The 26,706-nt window shown below is 70.7% G+C and carries 16 protein-coding genes; 9 read left to right on the top strand and 7 right to left on the bottom strand.

Annotated elements, in window-relative coordinates; all coding sequences use genetic code 11:
* Positions 1 to 206 precede the first annotated feature (206 nt).
* Entirely contained in the window at positions 207 to 4,565 is a 4,359-nt protein-coding gene (locus F4553_RS33745) for a choice-of-anchor D domain-containing protein (RefSeq protein ID WP_184844563.1), read from the top strand.
* Positions 4,566 to 4,616: 51 nt separating this feature from the next.
* Here the strand turns inward: F4553_RS33745 and F4553_RS33740 are convergent, their stop codons facing one another.
* On the bottom strand, positions 4,617 to 6,497 hold the full coding sequence (locus F4553_RS33740; RefSeq protein ID WP_184844560.1) for a CASTOR/POLLUX-related putative ion channel: 1,881 nt from the start codon (positions 6,495 to 6,497) through the stop codon (positions 4,617 to 4,619).
* A gap of 88 nt (positions 6,498 to 6,585) precedes the next feature.
* On the opposite strand from F4553_RS33740, the gene F4553_RS33735 reads away from it, so the two are divergent.
* On the top strand, positions 6,586 to 8,208 hold the full coding sequence (locus F4553_RS33735; RefSeq protein WP_184844557.1) for a flavin monoamine oxidase family protein: 1,623 nt from the start codon (positions 6,586 to 6,588) through the stop codon (positions 8,206 to 8,208).
* 239 nt (positions 8,209 to 8,447) lie between these two features.
* Here the strand turns inward: F4553_RS33735 and F4553_RS33730 are convergent, their stop codons facing one another.
* Positions 8,448 to 8,996 (bottom strand): TetR/AcrR family transcriptional regulator, encoded by a 549-nt coding sequence (locus F4553_RS33730; protein WP_184844554.1) that lies wholly within the window; start codon positions 8,994 to 8,996, stop codon positions 8,448 to 8,450.
* A gap of 23 nt (positions 8,997 to 9,019) precedes the next feature.
* On the opposite strand from F4553_RS33730, the gene F4553_RS33725 reads away from it, so the two are divergent.
* From F4553_RS33725 to pntB, 3 genes are all read left to right on the top strand, one after another.
* The gene (locus tag F4553_RS33725) at positions 9,020 to 9,445 is read left to right on the top strand and encodes an SRPBCC family protein (protein ID WP_184844551.1); all 426 of its coding nucleotides are present in this window, start codon (positions 9,020 to 9,022) and stop codon (positions 9,443 to 9,445) included.
* A 456-nt stretch (positions 9,446 to 9,901) separates the two neighbouring features.
* Complete coding sequence (locus F4553_RS33720) at positions 9,902 to 11,479, top strand: Re/Si-specific NAD(P)(+) transhydrogenase subunit alpha (RefSeq protein WP_312875488.1); 1,578 nt, start codon at positions 9,902 to 9,904, stop codon at positions 11,477 to 11,479.
* 4 nt (positions 11,480 to 11,483) lie between these two features.
* Positions 11,484 to 12,947 (top strand): Re/Si-specific NAD(P)(+) transhydrogenase subunit beta, encoded by a 1,464-nt coding sequence (pntB, locus tag F4553_RS33715; protein ID WP_184844548.1) that lies wholly within the window; start codon positions 11,484 to 11,486, stop codon positions 12,945 to 12,947.
* 57 nt (positions 12,948 to 13,004) lie between these two features.
* Here pntB and F4553_RS33710 read toward each other — a convergent pair whose 3' ends face one another.
* The gene (locus F4553_RS33710; RefSeq protein ID WP_184844545.1) at positions 13,005 to 15,731 is read right to left on the bottom strand and encodes a VWD domain-containing protein; all 2,727 of its coding nucleotides are present in this window, start codon (positions 15,729 to 15,731) and stop codon (positions 13,005 to 13,007) included.
* Positions 15,732 to 15,851: 120 nt separating this feature from the next.
* Between F4553_RS33710 and F4553_RS33705 the strand changes: the two genes are divergently transcribed.
* From F4553_RS33705 to F4553_RS33695, 3 genes are all read left to right on the top strand, one after another.
* A complete protein-coding gene (locus F4553_RS33705; protein WP_246467866.1) occupies positions 15,852 to 18,185 on the top strand; it encodes an ATP-binding cassette domain-containing protein in 2,334 nt (777 codons plus the stop codon).
* A 310-nt stretch (positions 18,186 to 18,495) separates the two neighbouring features.
* Positions 18,496 to 20,613, top strand: coding sequence for an MMPL family transporter (locus tag F4553_RS33700; RefSeq protein ID WP_184844539.1), 2,118 nt, complete (start codon positions 18,496 to 18,498; stop codon positions 20,611 to 20,613).
* 2 nt (positions 20,614 to 20,615) lie between these two features.
* Positions 20,616 to 21,515, top strand: coding sequence for a glycerophosphodiester phosphodiesterase (locus tag F4553_RS33695; protein WP_312875487.1), 900 nt, complete (start codon positions 20,616 to 20,618; stop codon positions 21,513 to 21,515).
* Positions 21,516 to 21,830: 315 nt separating this feature from the next.
* Here F4553_RS33695 and F4553_RS33690 read toward each other — a convergent pair whose 3' ends face one another.
* The 4 genes from F4553_RS33690 to F4553_RS33675 form a co-directional block, all read right to left on the bottom strand.
* Positions 21,831 to 22,808: an aldo/keto reductase gene (locus tag F4553_RS33690; RefSeq protein ID WP_184844536.1), complete on the bottom strand. Its 978-nt coding sequence runs from the start codon at positions 22,806 to 22,808 to the stop codon at positions 21,831 to 21,833.
* Positions 22,809 to 22,871: 63 nt separating this feature from the next.
* Complete coding sequence (locus F4553_RS33685) at positions 22,872 to 23,774, bottom strand: alpha/beta hydrolase family protein (RefSeq protein WP_184844533.1); 903 nt, start codon at positions 23,772 to 23,774, stop codon at positions 22,872 to 22,874.
* Positions 23,775 to 23,872: 98 nt separating this feature from the next.
* Positions 23,873 to 24,493: an isochorismatase family protein gene (locus F4553_RS33680; protein ID WP_312875486.1), complete on the bottom strand. Its 621-nt coding sequence runs from the start codon at positions 24,491 to 24,493 to the stop codon at positions 23,873 to 23,875.
* A 1-nt stretch (position 24,494) separates the two neighbouring features.
* Complete coding sequence (locus F4553_RS33675) at positions 24,495 to 25,688, bottom strand: CaiB/BaiF CoA transferase family protein (RefSeq protein ID WP_184844530.1); 1,194 nt, start codon at positions 25,686 to 25,688, stop codon at positions 24,495 to 24,497.
* A 54-nt stretch (positions 25,689 to 25,742) separates the two neighbouring features.
* Here F4553_RS33675 and F4553_RS33670 point away from each other — a divergent pair, with 54 nt between their 5' ends.
* Positions 25,743 to 26,648 (top strand): hydroxymethylglutaryl-CoA lyase, encoded by a 906-nt coding sequence (locus tag F4553_RS33670; protein ID WP_184844527.1) that lies wholly within the window; start codon positions 25,743 to 25,745, stop codon positions 26,646 to 26,648.
* Positions 26,649 to 26,706 lie beyond the last annotated feature (58 nt).

Raw genomic sequence — 26,706 nt, 5'->3', positions numbered from 1 at the left:
AGCCGATCACACCGCCGACCGGGCCGCTCGGCGGGGCGGTCATGTTGCTGCGCCATCACATTCCCTACCGCATCGTGTTGATTTCTTGCGTCGATCGTGTTGCTGTCTTGCTAAGAATTGTCGCCCGGGGGGACTGCACTTCCGCATAACCGGTCAGGCCGGGCGATGAGCGCCTCGGCCGGCCGCGCTGTCCAGAGAGGTCGCCCGTGAAGATCAGCAACCCGGCGATGCGCATCCGCGCGCTAGCCATCGGCACGACCGGCGCACTCGCCGCGTCGGTGCTCGCCGTCATCGGTCTGGCGGCCCCCGCTCCGGCGGCGGTCACCGCGGGCGCACCGGTCCCGTTCGTCGAGCAGCAGGCGGTCAACGCGCAGACCAACGGCACGGTCCTCGCGAAGAACTTCTACTTCGGCGCGCTCGCCTCGGAGGCGACCGGCCGCCAGGCCGTGCAGCTCGTCGGGCAGGGCAAGTACGTGGAGTTCACGCTCACCGCACCGGCCAACGCGGTCAACGTCCACTACTCGATCCCCGACTCGCTCGACGGCACCGGCATCAACGCCTCGCTGAGCCTGTCCGTCAACGGCACCCCGCAGGCACCGCTCGCGCTGACCTCGAAGAACAGCTGGCTCTACGGCTCCAACCCGCCGGAGGAGACGAACACCCCGTTCGTCAGCGAGCCGGGCACGAGCGCGCCGCACGCCTTCTACGACGACGTGCGCACGATGTTCTCCTCGACGCTGCCGGTCGGCGCGAAGGTGCGCCTGCAGGTCGGCGCCAACGACACCGCGCCGTGGTACGCGATCAACACCGCCGAGTTCGAACTGGTGGCACCGGCGCTCTCCAAGCCCGCCGGCTTCCTCGACGCGACGGCCGCGCCCTACAACGCCGACGCGAGCGGCCTGACCGACTCGACGCAGAAGCTGCAGGACGCCGTCAACGCCGCATCCGCCCAGGGTGTGGGCCTCTTCCTGCCGGCCGGCCTCTACAAGGTGAGCGCGCCGATCTACGTCAACAACGTGACGATCACCGGTGCGGGCCAGTGGTACACGAAGCTCACCGGGTACCACGTCGAGTTCGCCGGGCAGATCGGCAATCCCAGCACCAACGTGAACGTGTCGCACCTGGCGATGTTCGGCAACGTCAACACCCGTGACGACGCCGACGGCACGGTGCACGCCTTCAACGGCGGCTTCACCAACTCGACGATCCACCACGTGTGGATGCAGAACCACAAGGTCGGCATCTGGGTCGTCGGCCCCACCGACCACTTGACGATCGACTCGAACCGGATCCTGGACACGACCGCCGACGGCATCAACTTCCACGGCTCGGTGACCAACTCGACCATCAAGAACACGTTCATCCGCAACACCCAGGACGACGGCATCGCCTTCTGGTCGAGCCCCGGCGCCGATGTCAACAACGTCGTCGACCAGAACACGGTCAACTCCCCCGGCATCGCCAACAACATCGCCCTCTACGGCAGCACGGGTACGACGATCAGCAACAACCTGCTCCAGGACACCGTGACCCGGGGCGGCGGCATCCACCTGGGCCGGCGGTTCGGCGGCACCGCGTTCGCCGGGGTCACCACGATCACCGGCAACCGGCTGGTGCGTACCGGCCAGTTCGATCCGGGCTGGGACTACCACGTCGGCGCGATCTGGACCTGGCCCCTCGACGGCCCGATCGCCAGCACCGTCAACATAACCAACAACGAGATCGTGGACAGCCCCGGCGCGGCGTTCCACCTGCAGAACCAGGCGCCGCCGGTCGGTGCGGGCGTCACCACCCAGGGCGTCAACGGCAACACCGCGACCGGCATCACGATCAGCAACAACACCGTGACCAACGTCGGCACCTTCGTCTTCCAGCTCCAGGGGCCCGGCTCGGCCGCCGTCTCCGGCACGGTGGCGACGGGCGTCGGCACGGCGGGCGTCTTCAACTGCAACAGCGGCTTCACCCTCAACCAGGGCAGCGGCAACTCCGGCTGGTCGACGACGGCCTGCGGGCTGCCGCCGACCGCCCTGCTCTACGCCTTCCCGACGACCACGACCTTCCACAACGCCACCGTCGGCCAGGCCACGCCCAGCCAGAAAGTGACGATCTTCAACGCGGCCGCCGCCGCCGCGACGATCGGCGCGGTCTCGGCGAGCAGCGGTTTCACCGTCACCCCGGACTCGGGCCACCCGTGCGGCACGACGCTGGCACTGAGCTCGCCCGGCGACCCCAACGTCTGGTGCCAGGTCAACGTCTCCTTCACGCCGTCGGCAGCGGGGACCACGACCGGCACCCTCACCATCCCGAGCAACCAGCCGGGCAGCCCGACGGTGCTCTCGCTCGTCGGCAGCACCGGCTCCAACGTGGTGATCACGCCGCCGACCGTCACGCCGACGAGCCTGCAGTTCGGCTCGGTCAACGTCGGCTCGACGAGCGCGCCGCAGACGCTCACGCTCGCCAACCCGGGCACCGCCCCGATCACGGTCTCGTCGATCACGGCGAGCGCCGGCTTCAGCCAGACCAACGCCTGCCCCAGCACTCTCGCGGCCGGGGCGTCCTGCACCATCACCGCACGGTTCTCACCGACGGCGGGCGGCGCCGTCACCGGCACCATCGCGATCACCAACAGCGGGACGCAGACCCCGATCGGCGCGAGCCTCACCGGCCTGGGCATCAGCTCCACGACCAACCTGGCCCAGGGCGCCCCGATCACCGCCAGCAGCTCGACCGGCGGCTTCGGCCCCGGCCAGGCCAACGACGGCAACACCACGACCTACTGGGAGAGCGCGGCCAACGCCTTCCCGCAGACCCTCACGGTCGACCTCGGCTCGGTCGTCGTGGTCGGCTCGGTCCGGCTCCACCTGCCGCCGGCCCCGTCGTGGGCGACGCGTACCGAGACGATCACGGTTCTGGGCAGCAGCAACGGCACCGACTGGGCGCCGCTCTCCGGTGCGGCGGGCCGGGTCTTCGACCCCGCGACCGGCAACACCGTCACCATCGGGCTGCCGAACTCGTCGGTCCGCTACGTCCGCCTCGCCATCACCGGCAACACCGGCTGGCCGGCGGGGCAGATCTCGGAGTTCGCGGTCTTCCCCGGCACCGGTGGCGGCACGGCGACCCTGGCGGCGTCGCCGTCGTCGATCGCCTTCGGCAACCAGGCCGTCGGCACCACCGGCGCGCCGCAGACGGTGACGGTCACCAACACCGGCACGGTCTCGGCGGCCGTCTCCGGCATCACGGTCTCCGGGGCGTTCTTGCAGACCACCACCTGCGGCTCGGCGATCGCGGCCGGCGCGTCCTGCACCGTCTCGGCCCGCTTCGCCCCCACCGCGACCGGTCCGGCGAGCGGCTCGCTGACCGTGGCGAGCAACGCCACCAACCCGACGCTGACCGTGGCGCTCACCGGCACGGGCACGACGGTCGGGACGGCGACGCTCGTCGCCTCGCCGACATCGCTCGGTTTCGGCAACCAGACGGTCGGCTCGACGAGTGCCGGGCAGACCGTGACGGTCACCAACTCCGGCACGGTCGCCGCGTCGATCGGCTCGGTCACGGTGTCCGGCGCGTTCACGCAGTCCACCACCTGCGGCTCGGCGCTGGCGGCGGGTGCGAGCTGCACCGCGACGGTCCGCTTCGCCCCCACCGCGACCGGAGCGGCGAGCGGCACGCTCACCGTGGCGAGCAACGCGACCAACCCGACGCTGGCCGTGGCCCTCACCGGCACGGGGACCACCGCCACGACGACGAACCTGGCGCTGGGCAAGGCCACCACGACGTCGAGCGTCTCGCAGTCCTACGGCGGCGGCAATGCGGTGGACGGCAACCCGGGTACCTACTGGGAGAGCGCCAACAACGCCTTCCCGCAGTGGATCACGGTGGACCTCGGCTCGGCGAGCACGCTGTCGTCGGTCGTGCTCTCGGTGCCGCCGGCGTGGGGCGCGCGTACCCAGACCCTGTCGGTTCTCGGCAGCGGCGACGGATCGGCCTTCACGACGCTGGTCGCCTCGGCGGCGTACGCCTTCAACCCCGGCGGCTCGGTCACCATCGGCCTGCCCGCCGGGACGTCGAGCCGGTTCGTCCGGGTCACCGTCACCGGCAACTCGGCCTGGCCGGCGGCGCAGCTCGCGGAGTTCGCCGTCATGGGGGTGGGGCGTCCCGACCTCGCGCTCAACCGCCCCACGACGGCGTCCGGCTCGACGCAGACCTACCTGCCGGGCAACGCCACCGACGGCAACACCAGCTCCTACTGGGAGGGCGTCGGGTTCCCGTCGACTCTCACCGTGGACCTGGGCTCGGCGCAGGCGGTCGGCTCGGTGGTGCTCAACCTGCCGCCGTCGGCGTCGTGGGCGAGCCGGACCGAGACGCTCTCGGTGCTGGGCTCCACGGACGGGACGACCTTCACTCCGGTCGTCGCGTCGGCGGGTTACACCTTCAACCCGGCCACCGGCAACACCGTGACGATCACCTTCACGTCGACGACCATCCGCCATGTCCGCCTGAACATCACCGCCAACAGCGGTGGCTCCAGCGGCCAGATCTCCGGCTTCTCGGTCTTCGGCTCGTGAGCTGATCGGCTCGGCGACGGGCGGGCACCTGCCGGGGTGTCCGCCCGTCCCTCAACCCACCTGCTCCGCCTGCAGGACGCTCAGCTGTCGCGGCGCCGCCGGTGCGGAGCGGATGACCCCGTCGGCCAGGACGATGAGCATGTCGCCCGCCTCGAAGGCGAGCTCGAGATCCTTCGGCGGGCTCAGCACGGGTCCGGCTCCGGCGCGCCGGTAGCCGACCGCGGTCTGCCCGATCGAGGCCGCCGCGGCGACGAGTTCGGCGAAGGTCGTGGCCCGGCCGGAGACGGCGTAGCGCGTCACGGGGTGGAGGTAGAGCTCCGCACCGGCCGGGTCGAAGAGGTCCTCGAAGACCCCGCGCAGCTCGGGCGTCTGCGCGAGCTGGGTCATCAGCAGGCTGATCAGGCGCTGGCTGACGACGAAGTCGTCGGCCCCGGCCACCTCGGCGAGGACCCGGTCGCGGTCGTCGCGCATCTCGCTCACGACGGTGCAGGTGTGCCCGGTGCGGGCGATGATGTCGCGCAGGTGCAGCAGCGTGACGAGGGTGCGGGCGTCGGCGAGTGCGGGCTCGCCGTGGTCCTCGCAGAGCACGACGACCCGGCTGAAGGGTGCCAGCTCCACCTCGTCGAGCACTGCACGGTCGGTCGGGTCGCCGCGCAGCGTCTCGACCGCGAGCCGGGGCAGCGCGAGGAGGGCCACCGGCTCGCGTGAGACGACGAGCGCGGTCGACCCGGGCACCACATAGGCGTCGAGTTCGGCGAGCATCCGCGCCGCCCGGGGGCTCCAGCCGAGGACGAGCGTGTGGTCGGGGCCGGGTTCGGGCACGGGCGCGCAGGTCGCGGGCCGCACTGCGGAGACCGGCGCGTAGGGCTTCGGGGCCGCGTCCGCGTCGATCACGATGAGCCGGTCGTCCGCGCCGAGGCGCGTCGACATCGGCGGGTTCAGCCGGGGCCGTCCGCCGCCGGGCACGAGCCCGATCACACCCACCCGGGGGTACGCCAACAGCGCCTCCCCGAAGGTGTGCCCGGTGAGCGCGGGCTCCGCCCGCAGGTGGATCTCCTGCCCGGCGAAGTCGAGCAGCTCCAGATAGATGTCGAAGAGCCCGGGCTGCCGGGCGGTCTGGACCAGCAGCCGGGCCGTGATCTCGCTCGCGTCGAGCACGATCGCCCGCCCGTCGGCGGCGAGACCGGCGGCCCCGGCGTTGGCGCTGTGCTGCACGCAGGCGACGACCGGGATCTCCCCGGTGTCACGCGCGGCGAGCAGGGTCTTGATGACCCGGATGTCGGCGTCGTCGTCCTCGTGGTCGTTGACGAGCAGGATGGCCCGGGCCCGGCCCGGGTTGACGAGGTCGAGGTCGGCGGGGTCGAGCGGGCTGCCGGTCCGGCAGACGACCCGCAGCGCGCCGCGGGGGATCCGGGCCCGGATGGCGTCCTCCATCTCGGCCTTGTCTCGGGACGCCAGGATGACGGCGACGCCCCGGCGGCCGTTGCCCGCGGCGGCGAGCTCGCCGAGGAGCATGAAGATCTGGTCCGACCAGCCGAGCAGGACGGTGTGGCCGGTCTCCTCCACATGGGACCTGCCCCGGCGCAGTTCGTCGAGCTTGCCGCTGATGCCGGAGCTGATGACGCCGATGAAGGCGCTGGTGATGAAGAGGCCGCCGAGGCCGAGCAGCAGCCAGCCGAGCAGGATCTGCCAGTGGCCGCTGGTGGGCGCGTAGTAGAGGCCGAGGACCGCGGTGAGGCTCTCCCACAGCATCTGGGCGGGGGTACGCGGGTTGCCGTAGCCGTCGGTGCGGTCGCCGACCGCGAGGAGATAGAAGGAGACCACGATCAGGACGGCGAGGGTGGCGAAGCCGAGCAGGCCGACGAGGGCCGGAGTGCCGCGCGCCATCGTGTTGTCGAACCAGTACCGCAAGCGTGCCGACAGGCTACTCATGCGAACTATCATGCCGCATGTCCAGTTTTTTCAGAATAACGGACAATTTGTCAGCCATTTTGTCCGTTTCACCGTGCATAGTTGCGCGATGGCACATAGCCCGATGATGCACGCGCTGCAGCGACTCCTCCGCACACCCGCCACCGGACCCGCCGCGATGTCACTCGATCGACGTACGTTGTTGCGTGGAATCGGCGCCACCGCCGCGCTCGCCGCCGTCGGCGCACCTCCGCGGCCCCGCGAAGACCCGCGGCGCGGACCCGTCATCGCCATCGTCGGGGGTGGACTCGCCGGGCTCACCGCCGCGCTGACCCTCGCCGACGCGGGCCGGACCGGCACGATCTACGAGGCGAGCGGCCGGGTCGGCGGACGCGTGCGCACCCTGCGCGGCCACTTCGCCGACGGGCAGCTCTCCGAGTGGGGCGGCGAACTCATCGACACCGGTCACACCACGATGCACCGCCTGGTCCGGCGCTTCGGCCTGGGCAAGGTGGACGTGCTCCGGGCAGCGCCGAAGGGCTCCGACGAGGTGCTGCACTTCCTCGGCGGCTACTACGATCCGCTGCGGGCCGACGCCGACTTCCAACCCGTACGCCGTCGCCTCCGCCGCGACCTCCAGGACTGCCTGCCCGAGGCGACCTGGTCGGCCGCGACCCCCGCCGCCCGGGCACTGGACCGGATGAGCGTCGCGGAGTGGATCGACACCCGCGTACCGGGCGGCCACGACTCCCCGCTCGGCCGATTCCTCGATGTCGCCTACCGCACCGAGTACGGCGCCGAGACCGGCGAGATCTCCGCCCTCGGCCTCGTCTACGTGCTCGGCTACCAGCCCGAGGCGCGCAAGCTCGCGGTCTGGGGCGAGTCCGACGAGCGTTACCGCATCCGCGGCGGCAACGACCTGCTGCCCCAGGCGATCGCCGCCGCGCTGCCGCCGGAGAGCATCCGGACCGGCTGGACGCTGCTCGCCGTGCGGACCCGCACCGACGGGCGGCAGGTGCTCACCTTCCAGGTGTCGGGCGCCACCCGCGAGGTCGTCGCCGACCACACGGTCCTCGCCCTGCCGCTCGGCGTCCTGCAGCGCATCGACGTCAGCGGAGCCGGGTTCGACGCCCGCAAGACCGCCGGCATCGCCGCGATGCGGATGGGCGCCTGCACCAAGCTGAACATGCAGTTCAGCAGCCGGATCTTCCAGGGTCGCGGTGCCTGGCCGGGCGTCAGCAACGGGCAGGCCTTCAGCGATCGCGGCTTCCAGTGCCTGTGGCAGCCCAGCCTCGGGCAGGCCGGGGCGAGCGGGATCCTCAACAACTACCTCGGCGGCGACGCGGCGCGGCGGGTCTCCGTACCCGCCGCGTTCTTGACCGAGAGCGATCGGGGCGTCGCCGCGCTGGCGAGGGCGACCGTCGCGGACGCCGCGCCCGCCTTTCCGGGGTTGCCCGGCGTGTTCACCGGGAAGGCCGCGCTCTCGGCGTGGCACCTCGACCCGCTGACCCGGGGTGCCTATTCGTTCTGGCCGGTCGGCTACGTGTCGCGCTACGCCGGGTACGAGAAGGTCCGCCAGGGCAACGTGCACTTCGCCGGGGAGCACTGCTCCTATGAGTTCCAGGGCTTCATGAACGGCGCCGCGGCGAGCGGCATCGAGGCCGCCCGAGAGGTCCTCGCCGACCTCACGGCCGCCCGCCCGGCCCGCCACCTAGCTCCCGCAAACCCCTGAACTTTAATGCTGGACACGCCGCGAAAACCGCCATAAAAGTCAGGATCAACTCCCGAAGTCCGCCGCGATCGCCAAGGCCTCGGCGCCCCATCGCACCCGGACCCAATGCACCACGATGTACCCGGCCGCGCGGAGGCCGGGGTTTTAGGACCAACTCTTGAAGAGTTGCGGCGATCTTGGGCCGCACCATGCCGACAGGATCGTCGCCGCAACCGCCGCCCGCCAACCGATCACCAGCGTCAGGACTCCGGGGCGACCAGTGCGACGAAGCGCTGGTAGGACGCGGTCACCTCGGCGGGGTCGGCGCCTGCCAGCAGGTCGAGCAGCAGTCCCCTGGTGACGGCGACTCCCATCCGGATCACCGCGGGATCGAACGCTGCGCCGACCCGCTCGGCCGTCGCAGCGCCCTCGGCGAGCCACGGCTCGGTCAGCGTCGCCAACAGCCGCTCGGTGCCGGGCACGCCCTGCACGGCTTGGCCGACGATCTCGAAGAAGAGCCGCACGAACGGCAGGATCGCCGGATCGGAGACCTGCCGCCAGAGCGCCGTCATCAGCTCGCGCGACGACTCCCCCGCCATCGCGGCCATCGCCGAGCGCTGCTGCGCCTCGATGACGGCGACGACCGCCGCGAGCAGGCCCTCCCGCGAGCCGAAGTGATAGATCAGCATCCGGTGGCTGGTCCCCGCGCCGATCGCGATCTCCCGCAGGCTCTTGCCGGTGATCCCGGACGCCGCCAGGAAGTCGATCACGCGGCCGAGCAGGAGCTCCTTGGGATCGGCACCAGTCATGTACCAGATGGTACATTGATTGCATGAGATGGGAGAACACCGTCGCGATCGACGCGCCGACCGAGGTCGTGTGGCAGCTCACCACCGATGTCGAGAAGTGGCCGTCCCTCACCACCACGATGCAGCGGGTCGACCGGGTCGATCAGGGACCACTGCGGGTCGGCAGCTCGGCCCGGATCAAGCAGCCGGGGCAGAGCACGGCACTCTGGACCGTCGACCACCTCGACGAGGGCCGGGCCTTCTCCTGGCGGACCCGGCGGATGGGGCTGTCGATGACCGGATCCCACCTCGTGGAGCCGACCCCGAGCGGCTGCCGCAACACGCTGGCCATCGAGGTCACCGGGCGGGGCGCCCGCCTCTTCGGCATCGCCTTCGGCGCCCTGCTGCGCGCGTCCCTCGCCCTGGAGAACGCCGGCTTCAAGGCCGCCGCGGAGCGGGCCGGCCGGTGAGCACCACCGATTCCGGTCGGTGGGCGTGGGGGCCGTAGACGGGGCGGTGGCGATCGAGCCCATGCGAGCCCTGATTCACCGAGCCCCGTCTCCGGCCCGCAGTCGCGCCCAAGGCTCGACCTCCCCCTGACAGCTTCCAGCAGTCAGGGCGTCCGCACATTCACCCGTGGTTGCCACGCCTCAACCCCACGCGGTATGCCGGCCTACAACCAGGGGTGTACATCCCAACCTCCGGGACGCATGACGAACACCACATACATCGATTAAGTCACATGCCTTGCCTGCTTCGCGGATGCCACGCGACGATGGTCCGACTGCGGCCCGACGCCGCCGATCAGCCTTTGTTGCTGGGGTTAGCCGACGCGCGTCGCCCATCCTGAGACGAGCCGCACCGTCCATAGGAATGGCACCTTCTCTGATCTAGTCTGTGGGTCACCGAACGACTGGAGACAACAAGTGGGACAACAGGACATAGAGCAGCCTGAGGACATCACGACCATGGTCCAGCGGATCGGTGTGGTCGCGGAGTCGCATGCGGGCGAGACCCGGGTGGCGGCGACGCCGTCGACGGTGCGCCAGTTGCTCGCGCTCGGGTTCGAGGTCGTGATCGAGACCAGCGCCGGCGTGAAGTCGAGCTTCGCCGACGACGCCTACGTGGCGGCGGGGGCGAAGATCGGCAGCCACGACGAGACCTGGCAGTCCGACATCGTGCTCAAGGTCAACGCACCGGCCACCGCCGAGATCGACGAGCTGCGCGACGGTGCGACGCTCATCAGCCTCCTCAGCCCCGCGCTCAACCCGGACCTGGTGGAGAGCCTCGCGCGGCGGCCGATCACGGCGCTCGCGATGGACGCGGTGCCGCGCATCTCGCGCGCCCAGTCCCTCGACGTGCTCAGCTCCATGGCCAACATCGCCGGTTACCGCGCGGTCGTCGAGGCGGCGCACGCGTTCGGCCGGTTCTTCGCCGGTCAGGTCACGGCGGCCGGCAAGGTCCCCCCGGCGAAGGTGCTCATCGCGGGCGCCGGCGTCGCCGGACTCGCCGCGATCGGTGCGGCCAGCAGCCTCGGCGCGATCGTGCGCGCCACCGACCCGCGACCCGAGGTCGCGGAGCAGGTGCGCTCGCTCGGCGGCGACTTCCTCGCCGTCGAGGTCGAGCAGGAGGCGAGTCTCGACGGGTACGCCAAGGCGACCTCCGCCGACTACGACCGCCGTGCCGCCGAGATCTACGCCGAGCAGGCCGCCGAGGTCGACATCATCATCACCACGGCGCTGATCCCGGGCCGCCCGGCACCGAAGCTGATCTCCGCCGAGCATGTCGCGAGCATGCGTTCGGGCAGCGTCATCGTCGACATGGCCGCCGCGCAGGGTGGCAACGTCGCCGGTTCCGTCGCAGGCCAGGCGATCGTCACCGACAACGGCGTGACGATCATCGGCTACACCGACCTGCCCGGCCGACTGCCGACGCAGGCGTCGCAGCTCTACGGCACCAACCTGGTCAACCTGATGAAGCTGCTGACTCCGGGCAAGAACGGCCAGATCGTCCTCGACTTCGACGACGTGGTGCAGCGGACGATGACCGTCGTGCGCGCCGGTGAGAAGACCTGGCCGCCGCCGCCCGTGCAGGTCTCCGCGGCTCCGACCGCCACCACGCCGGTGGTGGGTCCCATCGTCAAGGAGAAGGCGCCCGCCAAGCCCGGCCGCACCTACGCGGTGGTCGGCGCGGCCGCCGCCGCGCTCTTCGCGGTGACCGCCTTCTCGCCGAGCCAGCTCATCGGCAACTTCACCGTCTTCGTGCTGGCGATCGTCATCGGCTACTACGTCGTCGGCAAGGTGCACCACGCGCTGCACACGCCGCTGATGTCGGTGACGAACGCGATCTCCGGCATCATCGTCGTCGGCGCGCTGCTGCAGATCGGGCACGACAATCTCGCGGTGACAGTGCTGTCGTCCGTCGCCATCCTGCTGGCGAGCATCAACATCCTCGGCGGTTTCGCCGTCACCCGCCGCATGCTCAGCATGTTCTCGAAGGGCTGATCCCATGACCGCCGTCACGGCCGCCCAGGCCGCATACATCGTCGCCGCCCTGCTGTTCATCCTGAGCCTGGCCGGCCTCTCCAAGCACGAGACATCCCGCTCGGGCGTCGTCTACGGCATCGCCGGGATGGTCGTGGCGCTCGTCGCCACCGTGGTCCTCGCCTCGGAGTCGATCACCGGAGCCGGGATCGCGCTGCTCGTCGGCGCCATGGTCGTCGGCGGCGGGATCGGCCTGTGGCGGGCCAAGGTCGTGCAGATGACCGGTATGCCGGAGCTCATCGCCATCCTGCACAGCTTCGTCGGCCTCGCCGCGGTGCTCGTCGGGTGGAACGGCTACCTCGAGGTCGAGGCGCACGGCGACACCCAGACCGAGATCGCGGGCTCGCTGCTGAGCATCCACCACGCCGAGATCTTCATCGGCATCTTCATCGGCGCGGTCACCTTCACCGGCTCGATCGTCGCCTATCTGAAGCTCTCGGCGCGGATCAAGTCCAACCCGCTGATGCTGCCCGGCAAGAACCTGCTCAACATCGGCGCGCTCGTCGCCTTCGTCGTCCTCACCGTCTTCTTCGTCATCGAGCCCCACCTGGGCCTGCTGATCGCGGTGACCGTGGTCGCGCTCGCGCTGGGCTGGCACCTCGTCGCCTCGATCGGCGGCGGCGACATGCCCGTCGTCGTCTCGATGCTCAACAGCTACTCCGGCTGGGCGGCGGCCGCCTCGGGCTTCCTGCTCAACAACAACCTGCTCATCGTCACCGGCGCGCTGGTCGGCTCCTCGGGTGCCTACCTCTCCTACATCATGTGCCAGGCGATGAACCGCTCCTTCATCTCGGTCATCGCGGGCGGCTTCGGCATCGAGGCGCCCAGCACCGACACCGTCGACCACGGCGAGCACCGCGAGATCACCGCCGAGGAGACCGCCACGCTGCTGCGCGAGGCGACCTCGGTCATCATCACGCCCGGTTACGGCATGGCGGTGGCGCAGGCGCAGTACCCGGTGGCGGAGCTGACCCGCCAGCTGCGCGAGCGCGGCATCACGGTGCGCTTCGGCATCCACCCGGTCGCCGGCCGCCTGCCCGGACACATGAACGTGCTGCTCGCCGAGGCGAAGGTGCCCTACGACATCGTGCTGGAGATGGACGAGATCAACGACGATTTCGCCGCCACGTCGGTCGTCCTCGTCATCGGCGCCAACGACACCGTCAACCCGGCCGCCGCCGACCCGGGCAGCCCGATCGCCGGCATGCCCGTCCTGCACGTCTGGGAGGCGGCGAACGTCATCGTCTTCAAGCGCTCGATGGCGACCGGCTACGCGGGCGTGCAGAACCCGCTCTTCTTCCGCGACAACACCCAGATGCTCTTCGGCGATGCCAAGGCACGCGTCGAGGACATCCTGCGGGCGCTCGGCCCGGTCGTCTCCTCGCAGCGTTCGGGCGACAAGCGCGTGCCCGTCGGCGCCGGTCACTGACCTGTCCGTCTCGATCGATCGCCGCAACCCTGTACAGGGTTGCGGCGATCAGTCATGTCAGCCGTGCACCCGGACGGTGATCGAGCCGGTCTTGCGGCCCGCCGGGTCGACGATGACGCTGTAGGTTCCGTCCACCGCCAGGGTCGTCGCCGCGATCTCGCCCTTCCCGCCGCTCACGCAGGCCTGGGCCACCAGCTTCATCGCCGAGTCCCACAGGCCGACGTGGTTGCACTCGTCCGGCAGCGTGGCACCGCTGAGCTCCACCGCCACCCGCTGCCCGGACCGCCCGGCGAAGGTCAGCACCGCGACCGCTCCGGGTTGATCCACCCGGGCCGTCACCGGCGCGCCGTCGACCTCGATCGCCGACCGCTGATCGGTCACGGTGATCAGGCGTAACGTCACGTCGCCGACATCGGCGGCGGTGTCGTTGGGATCGACCAGGACGGCATAGGTGCCGTCGACCGGCAGGACCGTCCCGTCGAGGAAGTTGCTGGTCGGCCCGGCGCAGCTGGTCCGCAGCACGGCGCCGCTCGGATCCAGCAGCCGGAACGGCGTGCACTGCTCCGGCAGCGTCGTGGTGATCTCGACGGACACCTTCTGCCGGGCCGTGCCGGCGAACTCCACGCGCGCCTTCTCACCGGGGCTGCCGATGCGCACCGACCAACTCGTACCCGAGGTGGCCCGGCCGGAGAGCTGGAGCTGGCTCGCAGCGGCCGCAGCGGCGAACTCCGGCCGCCCGGTGAGCGCCACATCCAGCACGCACGCCGCGAGCACCTGCGGGTCCGTCACGCCGTACATCGCGCAGAGCTGCTCGGCCATGGCCCGCCCCGGCAGGCCCGCGACAGCCACCGGCCGGTCGGGAAACGCGCGGTCCGCGAAGGTAGCAGGACCAACCCCCGGCGGGTACGCGAACAGCGACGTCGCAGCGTCGACCCGCCACGAGTCGGCGTACCCGGGGTAGAGCGCGTCGAAGGTGGCGTTCGTGATCGGCTCACCACCCCGCGGCCGCAGGTCGTTGAGGGCGACACCGTCCATGTCCCCGAGCAGCCCGTGCAGCTTCCCCGCGAGGGTGGCGGCGGGGGCGACACCGATCGTCAGCTGCGTGCCGTTGTAGCTGGTGACCGAGACCGACGAGCCGTCGGGCCAGACGACGTAGCTGGTGGTGCTCTCGGCGTCGACGAGGATCTCACCGCCGCCGGGCAGCCGCGCCGATGTCAGCGGTTGCGGCACCCGGCCGACGAGCAGTTGAAGCGCGGCTCCCCGGTCGGCTGGATCGCGGCGGAACTCCACCACATCGCCGGCGATCCGCATCGCTACGGCCGTGTTGACCGCGATGGTGCGCATCGACGCATACCCCTGCTGGCGCGTCTGGACCTCGAACGCACCATCGGAGTCACGGGCCAGGATGAACTCGCCCGCCGCCTGGAAGTCGTAACGGGTGCCGTCGAAGGTGGCGAGATGCGGGTCGCCGCTCGTCGTCGCGCAGGTCGTCGCCGCATCCGCCGGATGCTGGCCCTCGACGGCGTCGAGCCCACGGCTGCGGATTCTCCGGAAGCGTTCGACGTCGCCGCAGGAGCTGTCCGGTGGCGGCAGGCACTCGCCTTTGGGCAGCACCCGGTCGCCGTAGTGATCGCGTTCGTCCAGACCAACCACCTTGCGGTGCCGATTCTGGGCGCGGGTGGCGTTGACCTCCGCCACCGAGATGCCGGTCGCACCCTCTTCCCTCGTCACGCACTGCAGGTCCGAGAGGATCATCTTCTTGTGCTCGTATGCGTGGTAGAGCTCGTGATAGAGCGAATCGCACTTCTCGGATCTCCCGCCCTTGCCGACGTACTCGTACTTCTCATCGGGATCCCACGTGATCAGCACGTGCCTGCTGCTGATCGCACCCTCGTCATCGGCGCTGTGATTCGGCGTCGAGTGGCCCCGGGCCACATCGATCTGCAGGTCCGGACCGAGGATCGTCGGCATGATCCCGGCCGGGTCGTGACCGGGCAGCTGGAATTCCGCGAGGCATTTGTTCCACTCCGCCTTCAGGTCGTCGGCGACGACGAAGGGCGCCGCGCTCGCCGGCGGCGAGTGCCAGTCCGCGCCGATCAAGCCTGCGAGCAGGAGCAGAGCCATCGCGGCGGTCCCGGTCCGGCGCTTTCGTAGCAGCACCACGACGACGACCAGCAGCAGCGCGGCGAGCGCCCCGAGACCGACCGGTAGCCATGGCGATCCCGTGGACGCGGCATCGCCGCCGATCGCCGCAGCCACCCCGAATTCACCGCCCGCCGGCTGGCAGAGCTGCGGACCCGTGACCCTCAGCGCGGGCGGGACATAGCGGCCCGCGAGCGTGAGCGGCTCTCTTGACCGCACCTGGTAGAGCTGCGCGAAGGACCCGCCACCCGGTGTCCAGGCGACCGTACGCACCGAATGGCCTGACTCGCCCCAGTCGACCGTCTCCAGGGGCACCTCGACCGATTCGCCCGGTAGCAGCGTGCGCAGCTGCTTCCGCAGGGCGATCGCGGGATCGTCGAGGAAGGCCATCCGCAGGCCGACGGGGATCGACGGCGCACCACCCTGCTCCACTGTAGACAACGCGACAGTGCCGAACGACCCCGCCACGACCTGACACGGCGTGCCGGAGGTGTTCGTCAACCGCATCAAAGGATTCAGCGCATCGGCACCGGTGAACGCCACCTCGACACCGCCGTCGACCGCGCTGGCTGGAGCACCGGCGCTGAACAGGGAAATCACCATCACTACGGCGACGAGCGCGCCACGGAGGAGGAGCCTCATGCCCGCCGACGGTACGCCAGCCGTACAAGATGGTGTTCGATGCCGTTTGTGTGGTTGGTCCCATCGTCTGTTCGGCCGGAAGACGCGTCGCCGGGCACCCGGCATGATGGGCGCGTGACGATGAACGATCAGGCAGGACTGAGCACCGCGCCGCTGGGGGAACCGGTCGCCGTGCTCAGCTCGACGGGCACGATCCGGATAGGGCGCGACCCCGACAATGACATCGTGCTGCCGGACCTGTGGGTCTCCGGCAAGCACGCCGAGATCCGCCCCGGTGGCGGCACGGGGCACCAGATCGTGGACCTGGGCAGCACCAACGGCATCCACCACAACGGCAAGCGGGTGCAGCGCGGCTCGCTGGACGCCGGCGACCGGTTCACCGTGGGCCGGCACGAGTTCCTCTACGACGGCGACGAGATCTTCCAGCACGACGACCAGGGCCCCACCTCGGTCATCGCCGACGACATCACGGTCGACATCGGCAAGGCCAACCTCCTCGACGATGTCAGCTTCGCGCTGCACCACGGCTCGCTGCTCGGCATCATCGGGCCCTCGGGCTGCGGCAAGTCGACCCTGCTGAAGACGATGACCGGTTTCCGGGTGCCGACCCGGGGCAGCATCAAATACGACGGGCGCGACCTCTACGACAACTACTCCGAGCTGCGCCACCGCATCGGCATGGTGCCCCAGGACGACGTGCTGCACCGCCAGCTCACGGTCGAGCGGGCGCTGAGCTTCGCAGCCTCCCTGCGCTTCGCCAACGACGTGCCGCGCAAGCAGCGCAAGCAGCGCGTTCGCGAGGTGATCGAGCTGCTCGGCCTCACCGAGCGCGCCAAGCAGCGCATCGACACCCTCTCCGGCGGCCAGCGCAAGCGCACCTCGGTCGCGCTGGAGCTGCTCACCGAGCCGTCGCTGCTCGCCCTCGACGAGCCGACCTCGGGCCTCGACCCGGCCCTGGACAAGGAGGTCATGCGGGAACTGCGACTGCTCGCCGACCGTGGCCGCACGGTCGTCGTCGTGACCCACAGCGTGCTGCACCTCGACATCTGCGACCGCGTCATGGTCATGTGCCTGGGCGGCCGGATGGGCTACTTCGGCCCGCCGGACGGGGTGCTGGAGTTCTTCGGCTCCGAGGACTACGCCGACGTCTTCCACAAGGTCACCCACGACGCGCAGCGCTGGGCGCAGCGGTTCCGCAACTCCGACGTGTACCGCAAATTCATCGGCGAGCTGTCACTGCAGCTGCTCTCGCCGGACGACATCGACGTCTCGGACTCGATGACGATCGCCATCCCCACGCCGAGGTCGGCCGACGCCGTCGCCCCGGTGATCGAGGACCTCTCCGCCGCCGCAGGCCCCGAGGCACCCGCCGACGCTGCGGCAGACACGACCGCCGTCGACACGGCCGCCGCTCCCACCGATGCGGAGACCGTCGCGGAGTCCGTTGCGGCGACGGCCACGGCGACCGCTCCCGCGGCGGCGACGGCTGCCGCTCCGGCCCCGACGGGGACGGCCACCGGGTCGGCTCCGGTCACGGCGAAGGCGACTGCCCGCGTACCCGCCGCACCGGCGAAGCCGGCCGGAGAGCGCAAGCCGGCCGGTGAGAGCAAGGACATCTCCATGACCTATCGGGCGCTGCACCCGCTGGCGCCGCTGCGGGCCTTCGTGACGCTCTCGCTGCGCCTCATCGCGGTCATCTTCTCCGACCGGGGCTACAGCTTCTTCCTGCTCGGCCTGCCGCTCGCGCTCGCCGTGCTCAGCCACGCCGTCCCCGGCGAGATGGGCCTGAGCCCCGACCCGAAGGGCTACAGCCTGGAGGCGCAGCGGCTGCTCGTCGTCTTCGTCATCGGCGCCGCCTTCATGGGCGTCGCGATCGCGATCCGCGAGATCGTCAACGAGCAGTCGATCTACCGGCGGGAACGGGCGATCGGCCTCTCCCCGGGCGCCTACCTCGCCTCCAAGGTGCTGATCTTCCTCATCATCGACGCGGTTCAGTGCTGCCTCTTCGTCTACCTGGCGATGCTCGGCCGCCCGAAGCCCGCGGACGCGCTGATCCTCGGCGACCCGATGATCGAGATCATGATCGCCGTCACGATGGTCGCGCTCACCTCGACCGCGCTGGGCCTGCTCGCCAGCGCCCTGGTCCGCACCACTGAGCAGACCACGCCGATCCTCGTCGTCAGCGTCATGGCGCAGCTCGTGCTCTCGGGTGGCCTGTTCGCGATCGAGGGCCAGCAGGTGCTGGAGTACATCTCGATGATCGACCCGTCCCGCTGGGGCTTCGCCGCCGCAGCCGCGACGACGGACCTGGTGCGGTTCCCGTTCCCGGACGCGCTCTGGACCCACGTCGCGAGCAACTGGTGGCGGGCGATCGCCATCATGGGCGTCCAGATCCTGGTCCTGCTGGGCGCGACCCGGCTGGCCCTGCGCCGTTTCGAGCCCGGCAACGGCTAGCTCCCCCGCGGCCCCTGAACTTTAATGCTGGACACGCCGCGAAAACCGCAACAAAAGTCAGGATCGACCCGCAGCCGCCGGGTCGATCCTGACTTTTGTCGCGCCGCGGACGGCGTGTCCGGCATTAAAGTTCTGACCGGCGCTGGTCTACGGCATCTGCACGGCGGTCGAGGGCGCGTCCCGGCCGCGGATCGAGGGCAAGGTCCGCCCGCTTTAAAGATCAAGATCTTTACCCATTGCGCGTACGGGTACATGCGTGTTGCATTGCGTCGGTTGCTGTCGGATCAGCACCCGGACTGGGGAGGTCGCGGTGCTCGCATGGCTCGGTCGGTCGGCGGCGCGCCGGCGCTACCCGATCATCGTCGGCTGGATCGGAATCGCGCTGCTCGGCGCGGTCTTCGGCGGCGCGGTCTACGACAGGACGGAGTCCGTCGACAGCCTGCGCCCCACCGCCGAGTCGACCGTCGCCAAGGCCCGCATCGACAAGGTCGACCCCGAGGGCGAGCACATCGTCGCGGTCGTCGCCGGCCGTGACTTCAACTCGATGGCGCTCATCGACAGCGCCAGCAAGGTGATGTTCGAGATCCGGGGCATGCCGGGCGTCAAGAGCGTCTCGGACTCCTACACCTCGGCGGCCCGGCAGATCGCCGCCGACAACAAGAGCTCCCTCGTCACCGTCGAGCTCCAACCCGGCCTCGGCGACGACGAAGCCCTCGCCCTCGCCGACCGGGTCGCCGCCGCCCTGCACCGCATCGACGCGCCGACGGTGCTCGTCGGCGGGGAACTGCTCGCCGAGCGCTCCTTCGGTGACCAGGCGATCCAGGACGCCGCGATCGGTGAGGGAGTCGCGCTGATCGTCCTGTGCGCCGCACTCGTCGTCATCCTGGGCGGCCTGCTCGCGGGCAGCATTCCCCTCGCCGCGGCGCTCGCCACCGTCGCCGGAACCCTGCTCGCCCTCACCGGTCTCGCCAGCGCGATGCCCGTCAGCGAGTACGCCGTCAACATCGTCACGCTGCTGGGGCTGGGGCTCGCCGTCGATTACAGCCTGCTCATCATCTCCCGGTTCCGCGAGGAACGAGCCGCCGACCGCCGAGCAGCCCTGCCCGAGCTGCTGGCGCGGACCGTCGCCACCGCAGGTCGGGCCGTCCTTGTCTCCGGGCTCGCCGTCGGGGCGGCCCTGATCGGCCTCTTCGCCTTCGCCGACCCGCTGCTCGCCGCGATGGCGCTCGGCGGTGCGCTGGTGGTCTGCCTCGCCACGGCGACCGGGCTGACGCTCGTCCCCGCCATCATCGCCGTCGCGCATCACCGCATCCCGGCACCGGGCACCCGGACCTGGGTCTGGCGGCGTACCCGTCAGCCCGGACCGGGCTCCCTCGCCAAGCTCGCCCGCTTCGCCCAACGCCGTCCCGCCCTGGTGGCGCTCGCGGTCACGGCAGGATTGCTGCTGCTCAGCGGGCCGCTGCTCGGCGTCAACCTCGCCAACTCCGACGCCCGGTCGCTGCCGGCGAACAGCGAGGAGCGGCTCGCCTTCGAGGCCTTCGAGCGCGACTTCGCGATGGACTTCTCGCAGCCGATCACGATCCTCATCGAGGGCAATGTCGAGGAGCCCGCCGTACGCGCACTCCTCGACGACCTCCGCGCGCTGATCGGGGCCATCGACGTGGATCTGCGCACCGACGCGCCGCCGCAGGTGACGATCGTCGACCTGATGACCTCCGGCCCCGCCACCAGCGACAGGGCCCAGCAGCTCGTCCACACCGTCCGGGCGATGCACCCCGAGGTGCCGATCTTCGTCGCCGGTCCCGCCGCGGAGCTCATCGACGCCAAGGAGTCCACTGTCGACCGGCTGCCGATCGCCCTCGCCGTGGTCGTCATCGCCACCGCGATCCTGCTCTTCGCACTGACGCGTTCGGTGGTCGTACCCCTCAAGGCTCTCTGCATGAACGTGCTGACGCTGACGGCGACCCTCGGCACCCTCGTCGCGGTCTTCCAATGGGGTTGGGGCGCGAGCCTGCTCGGCTTCCAGCCCTGGGGGGCGCTGGACATCACCACGCCGCTCCTGCTCTTCGTCTTCATCTTCGGGCTGTCGATGGACTATGAGGTGTTCCTGCTCGCCCGGATCAAGGAGGAGTGGGACCGGCGTACCGGTGACGACCGGGGCGCCAACGACCGCGCGGTCCTCGCCGGGATCACCGCCACCGGGCCGGTCATCACGGCCGCCGCGCTCTCCATCGGCATCGTCTTCCTCGGCTTCGCGCTGGGCGAGCTGATCGCGGTGAAGGAGATCGGGGTCGGCATGGCGGTGGCCGTGCTGCTCGATGTCACGATCGTGCGCGGCCTGCTGCTGCCGGCGGTGATGTCGCTGCTCGGCCGGGCCAACTGGTGGCCCGGCCGCCGCCGGACCGCCGCCGCGGGCAGCGAGGCGTAACGGTGGGTCCCGCGCGCGGGCTCCTCGCCTGGTTCGCGTTCGGGGCCGTCGCGCTCGGCGCGATCGCTGTGAGCGGGGGTGTCCCGGCGCTGCTGCCCCACCGCGCGGTTCTCGTCTCGGCCGCCACCGCCGGCGTTTCCCGCCCGCCCGGCACGCCGCTGACCGTCGTCGCGCACCGGGGCGCCTCGGCCGACGCACCCGAGAACACGCTGCCCGCTCAGCGATCGGCCCGCGCGGCTGGAGCGGTCTGGATCGAGAACGACGTCCAGCCCTCCGCCGACGGGGTGCCCTTCGTCCTGCACGACAGCACGGTCGACCGGACGACCGACGGCACCGGCTCGATCCGCCGCCTCACCTCGGCGCAGCTCAAGAGCCTCGACGCCGGGGCGTGGTTCGGTTCCGCCTTCACCGGAACCCGGGTGCCGACCCTCGCCGAGCAGCTCGCCGATCTGCGCGAGCACGGCGGCAACCTGCTGCTGGAGATCAAGGGACCGCATACCCGGGACGAGGTCGCCACGATCATCGGCGTGGTCCGGGCGGAGCGGATGAGCCGTCGGGTGCTGATCCAGAGCTTCGACCCCGTGGCCCTGCAGCACAGCTACGACCTCGCCCCCGATCTGCCGCTCGGCCTGCTCCGCGACGAGCTCGACGCCGACCCGGTCGCCGTCTCGGCCCGGCTGCACCTCGCCGCCTACAACCCGGCCGGGGCAGCCCTGATGGCTCGGCCGTCCGCCATCGCCGACCTGCATCGGGCCGGGGTGGCGGTGCTGGCCTGGACGGTCGACTCCGCGGACGGGTGGCGCCGACTCGATGCCGCCGGGGTGGACGGCGTCATCACCAACCGCCCGGCCGCGCTGATCGAGTGGATCGCGAGCGCTTCGCCGTCGCGTCCTCCGCGGTGACCGTTGTCGGTGGGCGATCCCGACCGATTCCGGACGACGGTGACGGTGCGTGTGTGCTGCCTCGGTGGGGATCGTAGGTGCGCGCCGCGCTTTGCTCTGCTTACACCGGCGCACCACCCACTGAATCCGGATATTCCCGGTGATGCGTCCGTGTAAGCAGAGCAAAGCGCGGCGCGCACTACTCTGCCACCGCCAGCTCTGGGTGACAGAGCGTAGCGGTCTGGGTCTGCAGCACAGCGCGGCCTTCTCGCGAAGCGAGGCCGCGCTGTGCCGCAGACCCAGACCGCAAACCGAGATCTCGAGTGGGCCGACCGGCTAGTAGCCGACGACCGGGTGCGGGACGTAGGGCTCCGCCAGCTGCGACATCTCCTCGGCGGTCAGGCGCAGCTCCAGGGCGGCGACCGCCTCGTCGAGGTGGTGGGGCTTGGTGGCGCCGACGATGGGCGCGGTGACCACCGGGTTCTGCGCCACCCAGGCGAGCGCGACCTGCGCCCGCGACACACCGCGGGCCGCCGCGACGGACGCCACCCGCTCGATGATCGCGAGGTCTGCGGCCTCGCTCGCGGCATAGAGGGTCGCGCCGAACGCGTCACTGCCGGACCGCTCGGTGGCGGCGACCGGGTCGCGGGTGAGGCGGCCGCGGGCGAGCGGGCTCCACGGCAGCACGCCGATGCCCTGATCCGCGCAGAGCGGCAGCATCTCCCGCTCCTCCTCGCGGTGGATCAGGTTGTAGTGGTTCTGCATCGTCGCGAAGCGGGTCCAGCCCCGCAGATCGGCGGTGAAGAGGGCCTTCGCGAACTGCCAGGCCGACATCGACGACGCGCCGATATAGCGCGCCTTGCCCGCCTTGACGACGTCGTGCAGGGCTTCGAGGGTCTCTTCGATCGGGGTACGCGGGTCCCAGCGGTGGATCTGGTAGAGGTCGACGTAGTCGGTGCCGAGACGGCGCAGGCTGTTGTCGATCTCGGTCATGATGGCCTTACGGCTCAGGCCGCCGCCGTTGGCACCGGGACGCATCACGCCGTGCACCTTGGTGGCGATGACGATCTCGTCGCGGCGGGCGAAGTCGCGCAGGGCACGGCCGACGATCTCCTCGCTGGTGCCGTCGGAGTAGACGTTGGCGGTGTCGAAGAAGTTGACCCCCAGCTCGACGGCGCGCTGGATGAACGGCCGGGACTGGTCCTCGGGCAGCGTCCAGGGGTGCGCGCCGCGGTCCGGCTCGCCGTAGCTCATGCAGCCGAGGCACAGGCGCGAGACGTCGAGGCCGGTGGAGCCGAGCTTCGCATAGTCCATGTGGTGGTGCCCTCCGGGGAGGTGCCGGGCACCCGCGAGCGAGCGGGTACCCGGCACATTGATCTAGGCGACGCCCTCGAACACTACCTGCGGGTCGCTGTGGGCGGCGGTCCCCCAGACTGCGTCGTTGAGGGAGGTGTCACCGGCGAGGTAGAAGCGGAACCAGTCGGTGAGCACCCGGCGGGTGATCTGCAGCTGCGTGGCACGGCTGATCGAGCCGCTATCGCAGAAGGTGCTGGTGGAGTCCATGAACCCGCAGTGGAAGCCGCCGGTGATCGTCCGGAGCTGCTTCGGTGCGGGCTTGGCGTTGTAGATCGGCCGCTGGTGGCTCGCGGGCGGAGCCGTGCCGTCGGCCGAGCCGGAGAGCAGCATCAACGGCTTGGTGAGGGTCCCGGCGGCGGTGACCGCGGACGGGTTCGTCTCGGCGGCGGCGAGGTTGGCGACCGTGGTGACGGCGGAGTTGCGGGCACCCGCCAGCACGCTCGCCCCCGCGCCCATCGAGTGGCCGGACAGTCCCAGCTTGGCTGTGTTGATGTGCGCGTTGAAGCGCGATCCCGCCGTGGCGTCCTGGGCGACCAGCCAGGCGAGCTGGGCGTTGAGGTCGTCGGCGAACGCACCGTGACTGGGGAACAGGCCGCCCTGCGAGGTGGGCGCGGCGACGACGAAGCCCCACGACGACAGGTGGGTCAGGGTGCCGGCGTATTTGCTGATCGCCTGGAGGAAGCCGTGTCCGAAGGCCACCGCCGGAAACCGGCCGGCGGCGATGGGTGCGTTCTGCCCGGCCGTGGTGGCCGGGTAGTAGACGCGGGCGCTGAAGGAACGGCCGGAGGCGCTGACGTTGGCGTCGACATACCCGACGGCGTAGGGGCCGGGGTTCGTCGAGTCGGCAGCGGCCGCCGGTGCCTGGAGTCCGACCAGCGCACCGGCGGTCAGCAGGGTGAGGGCGAGGATCGCTCGTCTCAACATGGTTTGCTCCTCTTCATGGGAGAGCGGAACTGGTTCCAAGAGTGGAACACCGTTTCTCTCAGAGAAACAAGCATTCAGATATGTCAACATTTCGAGGTTTAGCGGGAAAGGGCCGACACCGCCGACGCGAGGGTCACCACGTCGGCGTACTTGGCGTCGAGGTCGAAGAGGTTGGCCTCGTGGGGGCCGGGGTCGCGGTCCGCGCAGGCCTCGCGCACCACCATGGGGCGGAAACCGTGCTGGAGCGCGTCGACACCGGACGCCCGGATGCAGCCGCTGGTGGAGAAGCCGCCGAGCACCACCGTGTCGACGCCGTGGGCGGTGAGCCAGGCTGCGAGCGACGTCCCGGCGAAGGCGCTCGCGTAGTGCTTCGCCACGACGTTCTCCCCCGGCAGCGGGGCGATCTCGTCGGGGAAGGCGCCGAGCGGGCTCCCGGCCGCGAAGGCCTTCAACGCGGGCACCTTGGCGGCGAAGAGCGGGGCTTCGGCGCAGCTTTCGTCGGCGTACCGGACGGTGGTGAAGGCGATCGGGATGCTCGCGGCGCGCGCGGCCGTGAGCAGCGCGGACATCGCGCGCACCGCCTCGGCCCCGGTCTGAAGAAACAAGGCAGAACCCGGCAGGGTGTACGCCACCACGGGGTCCACCAGCACCAGCGCCGGTCTCATGCCCCACCCGAGCCGCCGGGCGAACCCGGCCTCGGCGTAGTCGCGCTCCAGCACCTCAGATCACCCCCTGCTCCCGAAGGGCCGCCCGTTCCTCGTCGCCGATCCCCAGAATGCCGCCGTAGACCTCGTCGTTGTGCTGCCCGAGCGCCGGGCCGGCCCAGCGCACCGAGCCCGGGTTGGCGGAGAGCCTGGGCGCGACATTCTGCATCGGCAGCTCGCCGAAGTCGGGGTGCGGGACCGTGACGATCGCCTCGCGGGCCGCGATGTGCGGGTCGGCGAGCATGTCGGCGGCGGTGTAGATGCCGCCGGCGGGAACCCCGGCCGCGTGCAGCGACTCCAGCAGCTCACCGGAGTGGCGGGTGGCGGTCCAGGCGGCGATGAGCTCGTCGAGTTCGCCCTGGTGGGCGCCCCGTGCGCCGTGCGTGGCGTAGCGCGGGTCGGCGGCGAGCTCGACCCGGCCCATCACCTCGGCGAGCCGCCGGAAGACGGTGTCCTGATTGGCGGCGATGAGGATGTCGATGCCGTCGACGGTCGGGTAGACGTTGCTCGGCGCGACGTTGGGCAGGATGGCGCCGGTGCGTTCGCGCTGGTAGCCCGCGACCGCCCACTCCGGAAGCAGCGACTCCATCATCGCCATGACGGCCTCGTAGATCGCCGAGTCGACGACCTGCCCCACCCCTGTCCGCTCCCGGGCGTGCAGCGCGGCGAGCGTGCCGTAGGCGGCGTAGGTGGCGGCGAGCGAGTCGCCGAGCGAGATGCCGGCCCGCGACGGCGACCGGTCGGGTTCACCGGTGACGTAGCGGATGCCGCCCATCGCCTCGCCGATCGACCCGAACCCGGCGCGCGGCGCGTAAGGCCCGGTCTGGCCGTAGCCGGTGACCCGGGTCAGGATCAGCCGGGGGTTGATCGCGGCGAGCTCCTCGTAGCCCAGGCCCCACCGCTCCAGCGTGCCGGGTCTGAAGTTCTCCAGGAGTACGTCGGCTTCAGCAACCAACCGGCGCACCAGGTCCTGGCCCGCCTCGGTCCGCAGGTTGCAGGTCACGGACTTCTTGTTGCGCGCGACGACGGGCCACCACAGGCTCTGCCCGTGCGGTTTCTCCCGCCCCCACTGCCGCATCGGATCGCCCTTGCCGGGATCCTCCAGCTTGATCACCTCGGCGCCGAAGTCGCCGAGGAGCTGCCCGCAGAACGGTCCGGCGAGCAGCGTGCCGGTCTCGATCACCCGGATGTCGGATAGCGCCCCCATCATCGCCGCATCCTATGCTTGGGAAACGCTGTTTCGCTAGAGGAACCAGGGGTACTCGTGGAAATCGTCGAGGTGGGCCCGCGCGACGGGTTGCAGAACGAGAAGAAGCTGCTCAGCACGGCGACGAAGGTCGACTATATCCGGCAGGCGATCGCCGCGGGACTCCGCCGGATCGAGGCGGTGGCGTTCGCCCACCCCGCTCGGGTGCCGCAGATGGCCGACGCCGAGGCGGTCCTCGCGGCGGTCCCCCGGATCGAGGGCGTCTCCTACAGCGGGCTGCTGCTCAACCGGCGTGGACTGGACCGGGCGCTCGCCAGCGCGGCGGACGGCTTCGGGGTGGACGAGGTCAATTACGTCCTCGTCGCCACCGATGTGTTCTCCAGCCGCAACCAGGGCATGACCAGCGCGGAGTCGCTGGCGCAGTGGTCGGTGATCGCCGCCGACGCCCGGGCCGCCGGGCTGCGCACGACGATCACGATCGCGGCGGCGTTCGGCTGCCCGTTCACCGGGGAGGTTCCCGTCGAGCGGGTCCGGGACCTCGTCGCCGCCGCCGCACAGGCCGGTCCGGACGAGATCTGCCTCGCCGACACGATCGGCGTCGGCGTACCGCGCCAGGTGGCAGCCCTCGCCGCCGCGGCCCGCGAGGTGGCGCCGGACGTCACGCTCCGCGCACACTTCCACAACACCCGCAACACGGGGTACGCCAACGCGATCGCCGCCGGAGACCACGGCATCACGGTGCTGGACGCCAGCACCGGCGGCATCGGCGGCTGCCCCTTCGCCCCCGCCGCCACCGGCAACATCGCGACGGAGGACCTCGCCTACCTCCTCAAGCGCAACGGCCAGCTGACGGGCGTGGACGTTTCCGCCCTGGCGACGACCGGCCGCTGGATCACCGCCGAGCTGGAGGTCCCGACCCCGGCGCTGCTCGGCCGAGCCGGACCCTTCCCCCCTGAATTTTAATGCTGGACACGCCGCCGGAACTGCAATAAACCTCAGGATCAACTCTTGCCCCAGAATG

Origin of the sequence: Allocatelliglobosispora scoriae, assembly GCF_014204945.1 — a bacterium.
Lineage (GTDB): Bacteria > Actinomycetota > Actinomycetes > Mycobacteriales > Micromonosporaceae > Allocatelliglobosispora > Allocatelliglobosispora scoriae.
Note: the sequence above shows the minus strand (reverse complement) of the source record. Positions and strands in the feature narration are given on the sequence as shown.

Coding starts and splice junctions, on each gene's coding strand:
- F4553_RS33740 (WP_184844560.1), bottom strand. CDS start 6,497: ATGAGTAGCCTGTCGGCACGCTTGCGGTACTGGTTCGACAACACGATG.
- F4553_RS33735 (WP_184844557.1), top strand. CDS start 6,586: ATGGCACATAGCCCGATGATGCACGCGCTGCAGCGACTCCTCCGCACA.
- F4553_RS33730 (WP_184844554.1), bottom strand. CDS start 8,996: ATGACTGGTGCCGATCCCAAGGAGCTCCTGCTCGGCCGCGTGATCGAC.
- F4553_RS33725 (WP_184844551.1), top strand. CDS start 9,020: ATGAGATGGGAGAACACCGTCGCGATCGACGCGCCGACCGAGGTCGTG.
- pntB (WP_184844548.1), top strand. CDS start 11,484: ATGACCGCCGTCACGGCCGCCCAGGCCGCATACATCGTCGCCGCCCTG.
- F4553_RS33710 (WP_184844545.1), bottom strand. CDS start 15,731: ATGAGGCTCCTCCTCCGTGGCGCGCTCGTCGCCGTAGTGATGGTGATT.
- F4553_RS33705 (WP_246467866.1), top strand. CDS start 15,852: ATGAACGATCAGGCAGGACTGAGCACCGCGCCGCTGGGGGAACCGGTC.
- F4553_RS33690 (WP_184844536.1), bottom strand. CDS start 22,808: ATGGACTATGCGAAGCTCGGCTCCACCGGCCTCGACGTCTCGCGCCTG.
- F4553_RS33685 (WP_184844533.1), bottom strand. CDS start 23,774: ATGTTGAGACGAGCGATCCTCGCCCTCACCCTGCTGACCGCCGGTGCG.
- F4553_RS33675 (WP_184844530.1), bottom strand. CDS start 25,688: ATGATGGGGGCGCTATCCGACATCCGGGTGATCGAGACCGGCACGCTG.